The 14,171-nt window shown below is 55.9% G+C and carries 22 protein-coding genes; 19 read left to right on the top strand and 3 right to left on the bottom strand.

Annotated elements, in window-relative coordinates:
• The first annotated feature begins 1 nt into the window (after position 1).
• From rplR to rplQ, 11 genes are all read left to right on the top strand, one after another.
• A complete protein-coding gene (rplR, locus tag GH975_RS09795; protein ID WP_153714349.1) occupies positions 2–349 on the top strand; it encodes a 50S ribosomal protein L18 in 348 nt (115 codons plus the stop codon).
• Between the two features lie 10 nt (positions 350–359).
• Positions 360–860, top strand: a complete 501-nt coding sequence (gene rpsE / locus GH975_RS09790) for a 30S ribosomal protein S5 (RefSeq protein ID WP_153714348.1) — start codon at positions 360–362, stop codon at positions 858–860.
• A 9-nt stretch (positions 861–869) separates the two neighbouring features.
• On the top strand, positions 870–1,055 hold the full coding sequence (gene rpmD / locus GH975_RS09785) for a 50S ribosomal protein L30 (protein WP_153714347.1): 186 nt from the start codon (positions 870–872) through the stop codon (positions 1,053–1,055).
• 7 nt (positions 1,056–1,062) lie between these two features.
• On the top strand, positions 1,063–1,497 hold the full coding sequence (gene rplO / locus GH975_RS09780) for a 50S ribosomal protein L15 (RefSeq protein ID WP_153714832.1): 435 nt from the start codon (positions 1,063–1,065) through the stop codon (positions 1,495–1,497).
• 3 nt (positions 1,498–1,500) lie between these two features.
• Entirely contained in the window at positions 1,501–2,832 is a 1,332-nt protein-coding gene (secY, locus tag GH975_RS09775) for a preprotein translocase subunit SecY (RefSeq protein ID WP_153714346.1), read from the top strand.
• A 21-nt stretch (positions 2,833–2,853) separates the two neighbouring features.
• On the top strand, positions 2,854–2,967 hold the full coding sequence (gene rpmJ, locus GH975_RS09770; protein WP_153714345.1) for a 50S ribosomal protein L36: 114 nt from the start codon (positions 2,854–2,856) through the stop codon (positions 2,965–2,967).
• Between the two features lie 104 nt (positions 2,968–3,071).
• Positions 3,072–3,428 (top strand): 30S ribosomal protein S13, encoded by a 357-nt coding sequence (rpsM, locus tag GH975_RS09765; protein WP_153714344.1) that lies wholly within the window; start codon positions 3,072–3,074, stop codon positions 3,426–3,428.
• A 17-nt stretch (positions 3,429–3,445) separates the two neighbouring features.
• Positions 3,446–3,829, top strand: coding sequence for a 30S ribosomal protein S11 (gene rpsK / locus GH975_RS09760; protein WP_153714343.1), 384 nt, complete (start codon positions 3,446–3,448; stop codon positions 3,827–3,829).
• A gap of 11 nt (positions 3,830–3,840) precedes the next feature.
• A complete protein-coding gene (rpsD, locus tag GH975_RS09755; RefSeq protein WP_153714342.1) occupies positions 3,841–4,461 on the top strand; it encodes a 30S ribosomal protein S4 in 621 nt (206 codons plus the stop codon).
• Between the two features lie 21 nt (positions 4,462–4,482).
• Positions 4,483–5,457, top strand: a complete 975-nt coding sequence (locus GH975_RS09750; RefSeq protein WP_153714341.1) for a DNA-directed RNA polymerase subunit alpha — start codon at positions 4,483–4,485, stop codon at positions 5,455–5,457.
• Between the two features lie 60 nt (positions 5,458–5,517).
• Positions 5,518–5,901: a 50S ribosomal protein L17 gene (gene rplQ, locus GH975_RS09745; protein ID WP_153714340.1), complete on the top strand. Its 384-nt coding sequence runs from the start codon at positions 5,518–5,520 to the stop codon at positions 5,899–5,901.
• Positions 5,902–5,953: 52 nt separating this feature from the next.
• Here the strand turns inward: rplQ and GH975_RS09740 are convergent, their stop codons facing one another.
• Positions 5,954–6,409, bottom strand: coding sequence for a hypothetical protein (locus GH975_RS09740; RefSeq protein ID WP_153714339.1), 456 nt, complete (start codon positions 6,407–6,409; stop codon positions 5,954–5,956).
• A 115-nt stretch (positions 6,410–6,524) separates the two neighbouring features.
• Here GH975_RS09740 and soxC point away from each other — a divergent pair, with 115 nt between their 5' ends.
• The 8 genes from soxC to soxB all read left to right on the top strand — a co-directional run bounded on the left by soxC (position 6,525) and on the right by soxB (position 12,910).
• Positions 6,525–7,835, top strand: a complete 1,311-nt coding sequence (gene soxC, locus GH975_RS09735; RefSeq protein WP_246164716.1) for a sulfite dehydrogenase — start codon at positions 6,525–6,527, stop codon at positions 7,833–7,835.
• Positions 7,819–8,772: a c-type cytochrome gene (locus GH975_RS09730; protein WP_153714338.1), complete on the top strand. Its 954-nt coding sequence runs from the start codon at positions 7,819–7,821 to the stop codon at positions 8,770–8,772. The genes soxC and GH975_RS09730 overlap by 17 nt, the downstream gene beginning before the upstream one ends.
• Positions 8,773–8,804: 32 nt before the next feature.
• Complete coding sequence (soxX, locus tag GH975_RS09725; protein ID WP_153714337.1) at positions 8,805–9,140, top strand: sulfur oxidation c-type cytochrome SoxX; 336 nt, start codon at positions 8,805–8,807, stop codon at positions 9,138–9,140.
• Between the two features lie 16 nt (positions 9,141–9,156).
• Positions 9,157–9,600, top strand: coding sequence for a thiosulfate oxidation carrier protein SoxY (gene soxY, locus GH975_RS09720; protein WP_246164715.1), 444 nt, complete (start codon positions 9,157–9,159; stop codon positions 9,598–9,600).
• A gap of 13 nt (positions 9,601–9,613) precedes the next feature.
• Complete coding sequence (gene soxZ, locus GH975_RS09715; RefSeq protein WP_153714335.1) at positions 9,614–9,922, top strand: thiosulfate oxidation carrier complex protein SoxZ; 309 nt, start codon at positions 9,614–9,616, stop codon at positions 9,920–9,922.
• Between the two features lie 23 nt (positions 9,923–9,945).
• Positions 9,946–10,773 (top strand): sulfur oxidation c-type cytochrome SoxA, encoded by an 828-nt coding sequence (gene soxA, locus GH975_RS09710; RefSeq protein WP_153714334.1) that lies wholly within the window; start codon positions 9,946–9,948, stop codon positions 10,771–10,773.
• A gap of 9 nt (positions 10,774–10,782) precedes the next feature.
• A complete protein-coding gene (locus GH975_RS09705; RefSeq protein ID WP_153714333.1) occupies positions 10,783–11,091 on the top strand; it encodes a hypothetical protein in 309 nt (102 codons plus the stop codon).
• Positions 11,092–11,161: 70 nt separating this feature from the next.
• Entirely contained in the window at positions 11,162–12,910 is a 1,749-nt protein-coding gene (gene soxB / locus GH975_RS09700) for a thiosulfohydrolase SoxB (protein WP_153714332.1), read from the top strand.
• On the opposite strand, the gene GH975_RS09695 is transcribed toward soxB, so the two are convergent.
• Entirely contained in the window at positions 12,900–13,328 is a 429-nt protein-coding gene (locus GH975_RS09695; RefSeq protein ID WP_153714331.1) for a thioredoxin family protein, read from the bottom strand. The genes soxB and GH975_RS09695 overlap by 11 nt on opposite strands.
• Positions 13,282–14,139 carry an alpha/beta hydrolase gene (locus tag GH975_RS09690; protein ID WP_153714330.1) on the bottom strand — a complete coding sequence of 286 codons (858 nt, stop codon included), beginning with the start codon at positions 14,137–14,139 and terminating at the stop codon, positions 13,282–13,284. The genes GH975_RS09695 and GH975_RS09690 overlap by 47 nt, the downstream gene beginning before the upstream one ends.
• Between the last annotated feature and the right edge of the window lie 32 nt (positions 14,140–14,171).

Here is a 14,171-nt window from a genome sequence, read left to right as displayed (position 1 = left end):
AATGGACAAGAAATCACAACGTCTGCGTCGCGCTCGCCGTGCACGCTTCAAGATTCGCGAACTCGGTGCGCTGCGTCTGTGCGTTCACCGCACTCCGCGTCACATCTACGCTCAGGTCATCTCTGCCGATGGCGGCCAGGTACTCGCGCAAGCGTCTACTTTGGACACGGATCTGCGCAGCGAGTCAGGCGGAAACAGCGATGCGGCGACCAAGGTCGGCACATTGTTGGCCGAACGCGCGAAGGGCGCTGGAGTCACGAAGGTTGCCTTCGATCGCTCTGGTTTTAAATATCATGGCCGCGTGAAAGCGCTAGCCGAAGCCGCCCGTGAAGGCGGCCTTGAGTTCTAAGGGTAATCACATGGCAGCTAAACAAGACAACGCGGGCGATCTCCAGGAAAAGCTGGTTCAGATCAACCGCGTGGCCAAAGTGGTCAAAGGTGGTCGTATTTTCGGTTTCACTGCGCTGACAGTAGTCGGCGACGGTGAAGGCCGAGTCGGTTTTGGTCGTGGTAAAGCACGCGAAGTACCGGTAGCGATCCAGAAAGCAATGGAAAACGCCCGTCGTAACATGGTTTCGGTCGATTTGGATGGTGACACTATCCAGTACCCGGTCAAAGCCCGTCACGGCGCAGCCAAGATCTACATGCAGCCTGCATCTGCTGGTACCGGCGTTATCGCTGGTGGCGCAATGCGAGCGGTGTTGGAAATGGCAGGTGTTCAAAACGTATTGGCTAAGTGCTACGGCTCTACGAACCCCGTTAACGTGGTTCGTGCAACGATTAATGGTCTGCGAGATATGCAGAGCCCAGAATCCGTTGCAGCCCGTCGCGGTAAGTCTGTTAAAGAAATTACAGGCTAAGGAATCGTCATGGCTAAAAACACCATTAAGGTGACCCTGACTCAAAGCCCGATCCGCCGTAGTGCGGCTCACAAGGCATGTGTTGCAGGTCTCGGTCTCCGTCGTATCCGTCATACCGTTGAAGTCGAAGACACTCCTTCGGTTCGCGGCATGATTAACAAAGTTAGCTACATGGTTAAGGTAGAAGGGGAATAATATGGACATGCGTCTAAACACCCTGTCTCCGGCACCGGGCAGCAAAACCAACCGTAAGCGCGTAGGCCGTGGTATTGGCTCGGGCTTGGGTAAAACCGCTGGTCGCGGTCACAAGGGTTTGAAAGCTCGTAGTGGCGGTTCAGTACGTCCTGGTTTTGAAGGCGGTCAAATGCCTTTGCAGCGTCGTTTGCCTAAGTTCGGCTTCACCAGCCGCAAGAGCTTGGTTTCACAAGAGATCCGTTCGTACGAACTGGGCTCGGTTGAAGCTGACGTAATCGATTTGGCGGCCCTCAAAGCCGCTGGTTTGATTCGTAAGAGCACTTTGCACGTTAAGGTGATGCTGTCTGGCGAATTGACCAAGGCAGTCACTCTGAAGGGTATCAAAGCTTCTAAGGGTGCCGTGGCACAGATCGAAGCCGCTGGCGGCAAGGTCGAGGAATAATCCATGGCAGCACGCGGCGACACGGCTAAGTCAGGCGGATTGAGCGAGCTTTGGGCTCGTCTTCGATTCGTTTTGCTGGCAATTGTCATTTATCGAGTCGGTGCTCACATTCCGGTTCCGGGTATAAACCCGGACCGGTTGGCTGAGATGTTTGAACAGAACTCGGGCACCATTTTGAGCCTGTTCAACATGTTTTCCGGCGGCGCGCTCGAACGCATGAGTATTTTTGCGCTCGGGATTATGCCGTACATCAGTGCCTCGATTATCATGCAGTTGCTGTCTTCAACAGTGCCGTCATTGATGGCGTTGAAGAAAGAAGGTGAGGCCGGTCGACGCAAGATCTCCCAGTACACTCGTTACGGAACCGTGGTTTTGGCTCTGGTTCAGGCAACGGGTGTAGCGGTGGGTCTGGCAGGTCAGGGCATTGCATTTAGCACAGGGTTCCAATTCACATTTGTCGCAGTGACCACCTTCGTGGCAGGTGCTGTGTTCATGATGTGGTTGGGCGAACAAGTAACCGAGCGTGGCATCGGCAACGGCATCTCGCTGTTGATCTTTGCTGGTATCGTAGCGGGTTTACCCGGGGCGATTGGTCAGTCCTTTGAGGCGGCTCGGCAAGGCGACATCAATATCATTGCATTGCTCGTCATTGCATTGGTTGCGGTGGCAGTCATCGGGTTCATTGTGTTTATGGAGCGTGGTCAGCGCCGTATTACGGTCAACTACGCAGCTCGTCAGCAGGGCAAAAAAATGGTGGCGGCTCAGCAAAGCCACCTGCCGCTGAAGATCAACATGGCGGGTGTCATTCCGCCGATCTTCGCCAGCTCAATTCTGTTGTTCCCGGCCTCTATTGGTCAGTGGTTCGGCAGTGGTAACGAAAGCCTAGGCTGGTTGAGCGACATTACTCTGTTGTTGGGTCCAGGGCAGCCGTTGTATTACGTGCTGTTCACTATTGCGATTGTATTTTTCTGTTACTTCTACACGGCGTTGGTTTTCAACCCGCGTGACGTGGCAGACAACCTCAAGCGCAGTGGCGCGTTCATTCCGGGTATTCGACCGGGTGAGCAGTCAAGCAAGTATATCGACCAGGTGATGACTCGCCTGACCGTGTGGGGCGCAGCCTACATCACGGCGGTATCCTTGATGCCACAAGCAATGGTTCAGTTTTTTAACGTGCCGTTCTATTTCGGCGGTACATCGCTGCTGATCGTCGTGGTCGTCATTATGGATTTCATGGGGCAGGTTCAAAGCCACCTGATGAGCCATCAATACGAGTCACTGATGAAGAAAAGCAATTTGAAAGGTTCTGGAGGTCCTGGCGGTTTGCTCCGCTAGGTCCCCACTTAGGAGAGAACGATGAAAGTTCGTGCTTCAGTAAAAAAGATTTGCCGTAACTGTAAAGTTATTCGTCGCAATGGCGCGCTTCGCGTGATTTGCATCGACGGACGCCACAAGCAGCGTCAAGGCTAAACGGGTTGGCCCTTGTATAAAGGGTCATGAATCATTATGATGCTGCGCCTTCGCGTTGGGCTGAGGCCCTGCGTTTCGCAGCGGACAAATTAAAGGGTTAGAACATGGCTCGTATTGCGGGTGTCAACATACCTGACAACAAGCATGCAGTGATTTCACTGACATACATCTTTGGTGTAGGTCGTACCACTGCTAAGAAAATCTGCGCCGCTACCCAGGTTAATCCTGCGGCCAAGATCAAAGACTTGACTGAAGCTGAACTGGAGTCCCTGCGGACCGAAGTTGGCAAAGGCACCGTTGAAGGTGACTTGCGCCGTGAAATCAGCATGAACATCAAGCGTTTGATGGACTTGGGCTGCTACCGCGGTCTGCGTCACCGTCGTTCTTTGCCGGTGAATGGTCAGCGCACTAAAACCAATGCGCGTACCCGCAAGGGTCCTCGTAAACCCATTCGTAAGTAATCGGGGCGACAGAATTTATGGCTAAGCAACAAAGCCGCAAGAAAGTGAAAAAGCAGGTATCCGAAGGGGTCTGCCACATTCATGCGTCATTTAACAACACTATTGTGACCATCACTGACCGTCAGGGTAATGCTGTGTCTTGGGCAACTTCAGGTGGCAGTGGCTTCCGTGGTTCGCGTAAGAGCACACCGTTCGCTGCACAGGTTGCGTCAGAGCGCGCTGCGACTGTCGCAGTCGAGATGGGCATGAAAAACATTGATGTTCGCGTCAAGGGCCCGGGCCCGGGTCGTGAAAGCGCTGTTCGTGCGTTGAACGCAGTTGGATTGAAGGTCGGTCAAATCACAGATGTGACACCGATTCCTCATAACGGCTGCCGTCCCGCTAAAAAGCGTCGCGTTTAAGGAGTTTCGACATGGCACGATATTTAGGACCTACTTGTAAGCTGGCCCGCCGTGAAGGAACAGACCTGTTCCTGAAGTCAGGCGTCAAAGCGCTCGAAAGCAAGTGCAACACCGAACAGGTTCCTGGCATGCACGGCGCACGCCGCAGCAAGGTTTCTGACTACGGTCTTCAGTTGCGTGAAAAGCAAAAGGTTCGTCGTACATACGGCGTTCTGGAAAAGCAATTCCGCGGTTACTACAAAGAAGCAGCACGCCGTAAAGGCGCAACCGGTGAAAACCTGTTGGCTTTGCTGGAAGGTCGTTTGGACAACGTTGTTTACCGTTTGGGCTTCGGCTCAACGCGTGCAGAAGCACGTCAGATCGTTGGCCACGCCAGCATTCTGGTAAACGGCCAAAAGGTCACGATTCCTAGCTTTCAGGTGTCTGAAGGCGATGTAATCAGTGTGCGCGAGAAGGCCAAAGGCCAGCTGCGTATTAAAGCCGCTTTGGAACTAGCAGCAAGCCGTGCGGCGTGCGACTGGTTGGAAGTTGATGGCACTAAGATGGAAGGCACCTTCAAGCGCGTTCCTGATCGTCAGGAGTTATCTTCTGAGATCAACGAAAGCTTGATTGTTGAGCTTTACTCTAAGTAAACACAGGACTACGAGGACTTTATGTCACTAGCAGTATCCGAGCTTCTGACTCCGAATCAGATCCAGGTCAAAGAGCTTTCACAGACCAAGGCCAAGATCACTTTGGAACCCCTAGAGCGTGGCTTTGGCCACACTTTAGGCAATGCGTTACGCCGCATTTTGCTGTCTTCGATGCCCGGTTGTGCGGTTACCGAAGCCCGTATTAAAGGTGTAGAGCACGAGTACAGCGCCGTCGATGGCATCCAAGAAGATGTCATCGAGATCTTGCTGAACCTTAAAGAACTCGCGGTAGACATCGTCGGTCGTGAAGGGACAGCGTTGCTGACTCTTCGTAAGACTGGCGGTATCGTCACCGCAGGCGACATCACCACCGGTGGCAAGGTTGAAATTGCCAATCCGGATCTGGTGATCTGTCACCTCGGCGACGGCATCGAGTTGGACATGGAAATCAAGGTCGCTCGCGGCCGTGGTTACGAGTCCGCTGCGGAGCGTGACGATGAAGAAGAAGGCCGTGTCATCGGCACTCTGAAAATCGACGCGACTTACAGCCCGGTTAACAAGGTTTCTTACGTCGTTGAGGCCGCTCGTGTAGAGCAGCGCACTGACCTGGACAAGCTGGTTATTGAGCTCGAAAGCAATGGCACACTCGACCCTGAAGAAGCCGTCACCCTTGCGGCGACGATTCTGCAGAAGCAGTTGAGCGTGTTCGTTAACTTCGAGAACGAAGTAACCCCGCAAGCAGAAGAGAAGGGTGAAGAAATTGACCCGATCTTGTTGCGTCCGGTGGATGATTTGGAACTGACAGTTCGCAGCGCGAACTGCCTGAAAGCCGAAAATATCCTGTATATCGGTGATTTGATTCAGCGCACTGAAGTTGAGCTGTTGAAGACACCGAACCTGGGTAAGAAGTCCCTGACCGAGATCAAGGACGTATTGGCTTCTCGCGGTTTGAGCTTGGGTTCGCGCTTGGACAATTGGCCTCCGGCCGGTCTGTAAGCCCGAAGACTGAATTAACGGGCCGCCGAAAGGCTTGGCCCCTAGACAGAGATATTTGACATGCGTCACCAAAAGAGTGGACGGAAGTTTAATCGCACAAGCAGCCACCGTAAGGCTATGTTCAAGAACATGGCAGCGAGCTTGTTTGAGCACGAACTGATCCGTACAACACTGCCTAAGGCGAAAGAACTTCGTCGTATTGCAGAGCCGTTGATTACCTTGGCCAAAGAAGACTCGGTTGCTAACCGTCGTCTGGCGTTCGCCCGTCTTCGTGACGACGCGATCGTAGCCAAGTTGTTCCGTGAACTGGGCCCTCGTTACGTCGAGCGTCCCGGCGGATACCTACGCATCCTGAAGTGCGGTTACCGTAAAGGTGACGCGGCACCTATGGCATACGTAGAGTTGGTTGGTCGTCCTGAAGTGGACGAAGCTGTCGGCGAATAAGCCCTCAGTTGAAAAAAGCCCGGTTAACGCCGGGCTTTTTTTTGCTCAAAATTTAGTCGGCTAGAAAGTCGTCGGCGCTCTCGGGTCCGCGACCTAAGCGGGCATTGCACAGTGTGATTTTCGGTAGCAACGCCAGGTAGCCACGGATTAGACGTTGTTTGACCTCGGACGCGGCTTGGCGGTTGGCCTGAATGTCGGGGTTCAGTGTGTCGTTGGCGGTGGCCTGTAGGCGCGGTGACATGGTTTGGACGCAGGGGTGTAGCGGACGCGTGTGTGGTTTGAAGCCCTTGCGAACTAGGAAGACATGGTCATCGTCACCGAAGTAGAAATAATCGGTGATGCGGTCTTGGTCGCTGTCGTGGGCACACATTTCGTACATCAGGTAGTTCGTGCACAGGGTTTGCTCGCCCATGATCGCAGGGGTCGGGCTGATGATGCTGCAGCCGCCGAGGGCGACGCTTGCGAGAATCGGCAGTAAGTAGTGCGGTGCACGACGGGGGTTAGACATTAGTGGCGCTATTCCATGTTTCAGAGGCAGATAACGTTAGCACGGCTAGACAGGAGGTCCATGCTTGCTTGTATACTATTGGCATAACGATATAACCAAACGTGATGAGAAGCCTGTGAAATCATTATATGAGCCAAGCACTCAGGAATTGATGAGTGCGGTCGCCGATGAAGCGGCCCAGTTAAAGGGCGCGGATCGGCGCAATTTTTTGCGCAAAGGGTTCGCTGTGGCGACCGCGGCTGCTGCGGGTGCTGTGACACCGGCGCTAGCCTCGAACAAGGCGCCGAATCTGCCTGAATGGACCAAAACCTTGGGTCGCGGCGTTGTTGCCCGTCCTTACGGGCGGCCGTCGGACTTTACTGACCTTCAGCGCCGGACAGTGCCCTGGTTGACCGCCAGCCCCGAATCCTCCATTTCATTTTCGCCGTTGCAGGACCTGAAGGGCATTATTACGCCCAGCGGTTTGCACTTTGAGCGCTATCACGGCGGTATTCCTGAGGTTAACCCGGACGAATATCAGCTAATGATCCACGGGCTGGTTGAGCGCCCGTTAATTTTCACGCTGGACGATTTAATGCGGATGCCGTCGGTGACGGAAATTCGTTTTATCGAATGCCCTGCGAACGGTGGCATGGAGTGGAAAGGTGCCCAAATGGAGGCGCTGCAGTTCACCCATGGCATGGTCTCGTGCTCGGAGTGGACAGGCGTGCGCTTGTCGACGCTGCTGGCGGAAGTTGGGGTTAAGGCCGAGGGCAAGTGGATTCTTGCCGAAGGCTCGGATGCGGCCGGTATGAGCCGTTCGATCCCGATCGACAAAGCCTTGGATGACGCACTGATTTGTTACGCCCAAAACGGCGAGCCATTGCGCCCTGAGCAGGGTTTTCCGGTGCGTTTGATGAACCCGGGTTGGGAGGGCAACACTAGTGTCAAATGGCTGCGTCGTTTGGAAGTCGGTGACCAGCCTTGGTACCACCGTGAAGAGACGTCTAAGTACACCGATTTGATGCCGGACGGACGTTCACGCAAGTTTTCGTTTGTGCAAGAGACCAACTCTGTGGTGACGAACCCGTGCCCAGAGAACCCGATTCAGCAAAAAGGCTTTATAGAGATCGAAGGCCTGGCCTGGTCAGGACGCGGCACCATTAAGGCGGTCGATTTGTCGTTTGATGGCGGTGTTACTTGGCAAAAAGCCGAAGTCAAAGGCTTGGCCTTGCCCAAGGCTTTAACGCGGTTTGGTTTTAAAACCCAATGGAATGGCGAGCCTTGGTTGATTCAGTCGCGCGCGATTGACGAGACCGGTTACGTCCAGCCAACACTGGCGCAGCTGCGCGGCGAGCGCGGGACCAATACGATTTATCATAAAAACTCAATTCATACCTGGAACGTGCACGCTAGTGGAGAGGTGACCAATGTTCAAATTACCTAAGTTGGCTCTGCTTGCCGCTCTGTTCAGTGTTGGTGCCCAGGCCGCGTCCCTCGGTTTCGGCACCCCGGCCAGCGATAACGAAATCGCCGGGTGGGATATTGATATTCGCCCCGACGGGATGGGTTTACCGCCCGGTGGCGGTACCGCCGAACAGGGCGAGCCGTTGTACGAAGCTAAGTGCGCCATGTGTCACGGCTCGTTTGGCGAGGGCGCTGGGCGTTGGCCGGTGCTGGCTGGGGGCGAGGGCAGCCTGACCGAAGAGCGGCCTGAAAAGACGGTCGGGTCGTATTGGCCCTACGCATCCACCCTGTGGGACTATATCCACCGGGCTATGCCGTACCCGCAGCCGCAGTCCTTAAGTGACGACGAGGTCTACAAGATCACGGCATACGTGCTGTATTTGAATGACATTATTGACTATGACTTCGAGCTCAGCCAAGCCAGCTTTGCTGAGGTTGAGATGCCCAATCAAGATTCGTTTTACGTCGATGACCGGCCTGATGTGGTTAACGCGCGGTGTTTTGAGGACTGTGCGGACCCGGCGGCTATGACCATCGTCGGCACGATCGGCGGCCTTAGCCCGACTGGGCACTTTAAAGAAGACAGCGGTGTCTCGGCCAGCCATTACGGCGACAGTGCGCCTGAAGCCTCGACTGCCACTAAAGTCAGTCTGTCGGAGGTGGCAGTTCGTGGCCAGGGCGCGTATGATCAGTATTGCGCGGCCTGCCACGGCAGCGGCGTTGCCGGCGCACCTAAGGTTGGCGATCAGGCGGCTTGGTCCGGGCGTATCAGCCAGGGCTTAGCCAGCTTGGTTGAGCACGCGATTCAGGGTTACCAGGGCGATGCCGGCTACATGCCGCCAAAAGGTGGGTTCACGAATTTGGCTGATGACGTGGTCGCGGACGCCGTATCATATATGGCTGAGTCCAGTCAGTAGGCGTACTGACTGGGTCTAATAAGGAGAAAAAAATGATAATGAAATCCGTACTGGCTGCCACATTGTTGGCGGGATCTATAGGCGCGGCAGCGGATAGCGCTGTTGAGCAGGGCAAGCAAGTCGCCTTTGATCGCAAGAAGGGCAATTGCCTGACCTGTCACCAGATGGAAGGCGGCACCTTGGCCGGTAACTGGGGTCCGCCGTTGATGGCGATGAAGGCACGGTATCCGAACAAGGATGATTTACGTGCCCAGATTTGGGACCCCACCAAGCGCAACCCAATGACCTCGATGCCGCCGTTTGGCCGTAACGGGATTTTGACCGAAGCCGAAATCGACCTGGTGGTCGAGTTCGTACACAGTTTGTAAGAGAGGAGATATCACCATGGATCGTCGATCTGTATTGCGCGCCTTAAGTGGCGCAGTCGTGGCGGGCATTGCGCTGCCGCGCATGGCCTGGGCCGCTTGGTCTGAGTCCGCTATGAAAGCCAGCGAAAGCACTGCGGCGATGGCTGAATTGTTCGGGTCCGCCGACAACCAGGCCAGCGCTGAGGTCAAACTCAAGGCGCCCGAAATCGCTGAAAACGGCGCGGTTGTGCCGCTCGAAGTCAGCACCAGTTTGCCGGTCGAGCAAATTGCTATCTTTATTGATAACAACCCCTCGCCGCTGGCAATGACCGCAACTCTGGGTGCGGGCACTGCAGGCTTGGTCAAGACCCGTGTGCGCATGGGCGAAACCTCAAACGTGGTTGCGGTCGTCAAATCGGGCGGCAAGCTCTACAGCGCTTCGCAGGAAGTGAAAGTCACCATCGGCGGCTGCGGCGGTTAATAGGAGAATACTCATGGCGAAAACAATCCGAGGCAAAGCCAAAGCTAAAAATGGCATGGTCGACGTTAAAGTGTTGATGAAGCACCCGATGGAAACTGGGCTGCGCAAAGACAAAGACGGCAACGCAATTCCCCCGCACTTCATTCAAAACGTCACGGCAATGTCGGGCGGGACGATGGTGTTTAGCGCTGAGTTTAATAGCTCGGTGTCTAAAGACCCTTACCTGGCCTTTGCATACCCAGGTGAAAAAGGTGGCGCACTGACCATCGCGTGGTCGGACAACACGGGTGCCACCGATAGCGCCGACATCACGGTCAAATAAGTCTACTGGGAGGTGGCATAACAATGACAACACTCACCCGATTAACACTTGCGTTGAGCGTCGCTGTTTCAGGGGCCGCGGTTGCGAGCCCTGAAGCGGATCAGAAAGCGTTTCAGAAGTTTTACGAGTCGCGTTTCTCACAAGTCGCCGAGGGCGATTTCATTAACGGGGTTTATTCGATTTTGCCGGGCGCCCGTGAACAGTGGGAAGCGATTGAAGAATTTCCTCCGTACGAGCCTGAAATCGAAGCCGGTGAAGAGCTGTACAACACGGCCTTTGCCAACGGTAAGTCGTTTGCCGACTGCTTTGACAGCCCGGCGCAGCGTGAAAACTACCCGTACTGGGATGGTGATCGCGACATGGTGGTGACCATGGAACGGGCGATTAATGAGTGCCGGACCGCCAATGGCGAAAAAGCATGGGGTTGGAAGAAGGGCAAAATTGCTGCCTTGTCGGCCTACATGAGCTACGAGTCACGCGGCCAAGTCATCAATACGGTGATTCCGGCGGATGATGCGGGCGCTTTGGCGGCCTATGAATCTGGCAAAGAAATGTTCTACACCAAGCGTGGTCAGCTGAACTTTTCGTGCTCGGATTGCCATATGTATGGCGCCGGTCTGAATGCCCGTGCGGACACGATGTCACCTGCGTTTGGTCACGCCAGTCACTGGCCTGTGTACCGCTCCAAGTGGCAGGCGATGGGCACCTTGCACCGCCGCTTTGGTGGCTGTAATACCAACGTTCGCGCTAAGCCTTTGAAGGCACAGGGACCGGAGTATTCGAACCTAGAGTATTTCTTGACCTACATGAGCAACGGCTTGGAATTCAACGGCCCCGGCGCCCGCAAATAAGGAAATCCCATGAAATTAGTCAAAGGATGGATGCTAGCCGGCGTGATGTTGGCGGCGGCGACGGCCCAAGCCGGATCGCATGGCATGAGTGTTGACGCGATGCTTGAAAAAGCGAGTGCGGCCAACAGCAAGGCCAAGGCAATGGGCTACGAGTGGACCATCACCGCCCCAGCCATTAAGAAGGCTCAGGCCGCTAAGGAAGCTGGCAAGGCTGACGAAGCTAAGGGTTTGGCCAGCAAGGCCCTTTACTGGGCCGAGGCTTCGGTCTTCCAGGCCGAGAACGAAGACCAAAACTGGAAAATGCGCGTACCTAGGTAACGCGCAGTCCTTTCAAGGGTGGCTTCGGCCACCCTTTTTTATCCCCCACTTATTTTGTAGGAGTCTGTCCATGAGCATGGACCGTCGTGAATTTGGCCGTTTGATGGCCTTGGCCGCCGCCGGTGGCGCGCTGCCGATTGGTAATGCCGCTGCTGCCCAAAAGGCATTGTTTGACACTGCGCCGTTCGGCCAGGTTCGTTTGATGCACATCACGGACTGCCACGCCCAGTTGAACCCGATTTACTTTCGCGAACCGAATGTAAACTTGGGCCTGCACGGCGCCTACGGGCGCGCGCCGCACTTGGTTGGCAACGCTTTGCTGGATGCCTTTGGGATCAAAGCTGGCACGCCCGAGGCGCACGCCTTTACCTACTTGGGTTTTGACGAAGCCGCACGCCGCTTTGGCCGTGTTGGTGGTTTCGCCCACTTGAAGACGCTGGTCAATGCCTTGCGCGGCAGCTACGGCGAGGACAAAACCTTGCTGATGGACGGTGGTGACACCTGGCAGGGCAGCGGCACGTCGCTGTGGACGCGTGGCATGGACATGGTGCGTGCCTGTAACGACCTGGGCGTCGACGTCATGACGGGGCATTGGGAATTCACCTACCAGGACGACGAAATCCTGGCCAATATTGAGGCCTTCAATGGTGACTTTGTGGCCCAAAACGTCAAGGTCACGGACGAGGCAATTTTTGATGACGCGCCGGTCTTTGACGAAGACACCGGTCACGCGTTTAAGCCCTATGTGATCAAGGAAATGGGCGGCTACCGGGTCGCGGTTATTGGCCAGGCATTCCCCTATACGCCCATCGCCAACCCGTCGCGCTTCATCCCGGATTGGACCTTTGGTATTCGCGATGACGACATGCAAGAACTGGTTGACCAGGTCCGTGCCGAGCATAAGCCGCACGCGGTGGTGGTGTTGTCGCACAATGGCATGGACGTCGACGTCAAAATGGCCAGCCGCGTTAGTGGCATTGACGTTATTTTCGGGGGGCACACCCACGACGCGGTACCCGCACCGCTTGAAATCGCCAACCCGGGGGGCAAAACTCTGGTCACCAACGCCGGCTCCAACGGCAAGTACCTGGCGGTCATGGACTTGGAGCTGTCCGAACAGGGCATGGTCGGCTATAAGCACCGCTTGATTCCGGTGTTCTCGAACATCATCGAGCCGGATGCGGCCATGACCGCGCTGATTACCCGCGAACGTGCGCCCTATTTGGGCAAGCTCCAAGAAGAGTTGGCGGTCGCGGATGAAACGCTATACCGGCGTGGCAACTTTAACGGCACCTTCGATCAGGTCATCTGCGATGGCTTACGACAGGTCTTAAACGCCCAGATTTCGCTGTCACCGGGCTTCCGCTGGGGCACCTCGGTGTTGGCGGGCGACGCCATCACCATGGAAAATGTGCTGGACCAGACCGCGATCACTTATGGCGAAACCTATGCTCGGGACATGAGCGGCGAAGAGCTGAAGCTGATTTTGGAGGACGTCGCGGACAACCTGTTCAACGAAGATCCGTATTACCAACAGGGTGGCGACATGGTGCGTGTCGGCGGTTTGGATTACACCATTAATCCGCTGGCCGGTATGGGTAGCCGCATCACCGAGATGCGTTTGGACGATGGCACGCTGATCGAAGCGAGCAAGTCTTACAAGGTGGCGGGGTGGGCGACGGTTGGCTCGCAGGCGCCGGGCCCGGATATTTCCGAGGTCACCGCAGAGTACTTGCGGGCCCAAGACACGGTCCGTGTGAACAAGCTGAATACGCCGAAAATCGTCGGTATCAAAACCAATCCGGGCCTTAGTTCGTAAGGCCCTTTAGGTTAGCCACGGCGCCTTCGATTTTTGCTCCATAGAAATCCAAGGCGTCGGGGACACCGAACCACGGCTCCCCCTGAATGACGCCTTGGGCATCTAGAAACAACAAAGTTGGCGTGCCAAAGGCCCCGTAGCGCGCGGCGAATGCCTGGCCTTCTACGCGCAGGCCGTCATGGTCGGTGACAAACTCGCCGGCATCTAAACTGACCTCGACGAAGGTCACGCCCTGATTGAACAAGCCACTGGCCTTAAGAGGGCTCAGGACCTGACGGTCCAAGCGCACGCAAAAGCGGCAGTTGGACTGGGTCACAAACACCAGCGCGGGTTGTGCGGACTGGCTAAAGTCTTGCGCGGCGAGGCTGGCGCTAAAGACCAGCGTGCTCAGCAATAAATGTCGCAATGTCATCGGCATACAGGTCTCGGAAAAAGTGGTCGGCGCCGTCGATGGTTTCCACGCGGACGTTATCGCCTAAGTTGGTTGCCGCCAGACGATCGGGGAGGTCGGCCACCACAGTGTCATCGCTTCCCATCACCACAACCGTCGGCAGCGTCACATTTTGTAAGTTGGTCGGCGTATCGAAGGTCGGACGCGGCGTATAGTAGTCGATGAAGGCGCCGGCGCTGACGGTGGCATCATCGCAATAGACGAAGCGTGGGACGTCCATCAGGCTGTCCGGCGCCAGTGCACCGGCGCGCTGCATGACCGACGCCAAGGGTTGCCCCGTGGCGTTTAGGTAGCTGTCGGCGGCGTACTCGGCATTGTAGGTCGCCGGGGCCACCAGTACAGCTGCCGAGACCACGTCCGCGGGAGTGTCAGCTAAATACGTCGAGAGTTGCGCGCCGCCGCGACTGTGGGCGGCAACGATGATGTTGTCGTAGCCCTGTTGCTGCATCCAGTCAATCCATGTGGCGACTTCGCGCGGTGCATCGCTGTCGCGGTGATCATGGGTTTGTGCGCAGTCGACCATGCTGGTTCGCGCGGGCGATGACAGGCTCAAATTCGGCGCCACCACCGGCAGGTCGTAGTCGTCATTTAGCAATGTCGCTATGGTCGCTATAATCTCCATCCGCTTGTGGGCCAGGGTGCCATGTAGCACCAGTACCGCGGTGGTGCCGTCACCGGGGTAATGGTCGGCAAACAAGCCGGCGGTGGTGACCTCGGTTTGGGCCATTGCGGGGGCTGCCGTTAGCGCGAGCGATAACAGCGATGGGGAAACGCGCATAAAAAACCTCGTTATACTAATTGTAGCTATCG

Origin of the sequence: Litorivicinus lipolyticus (assembly GCF_009650135.1) — a bacterium.
Taxonomy (GTDB): Bacteria; Pseudomonadota; Gammaproteobacteria; order Pseudomonadales; family Litorivicinaceae; genus Litorivicinus; species Litorivicinus lipolyticus.
The sequence above is the reverse complement of the archived record's forward strand: the minus strand, read 5'-3'. Positions and strand labels throughout refer to the sequence as shown.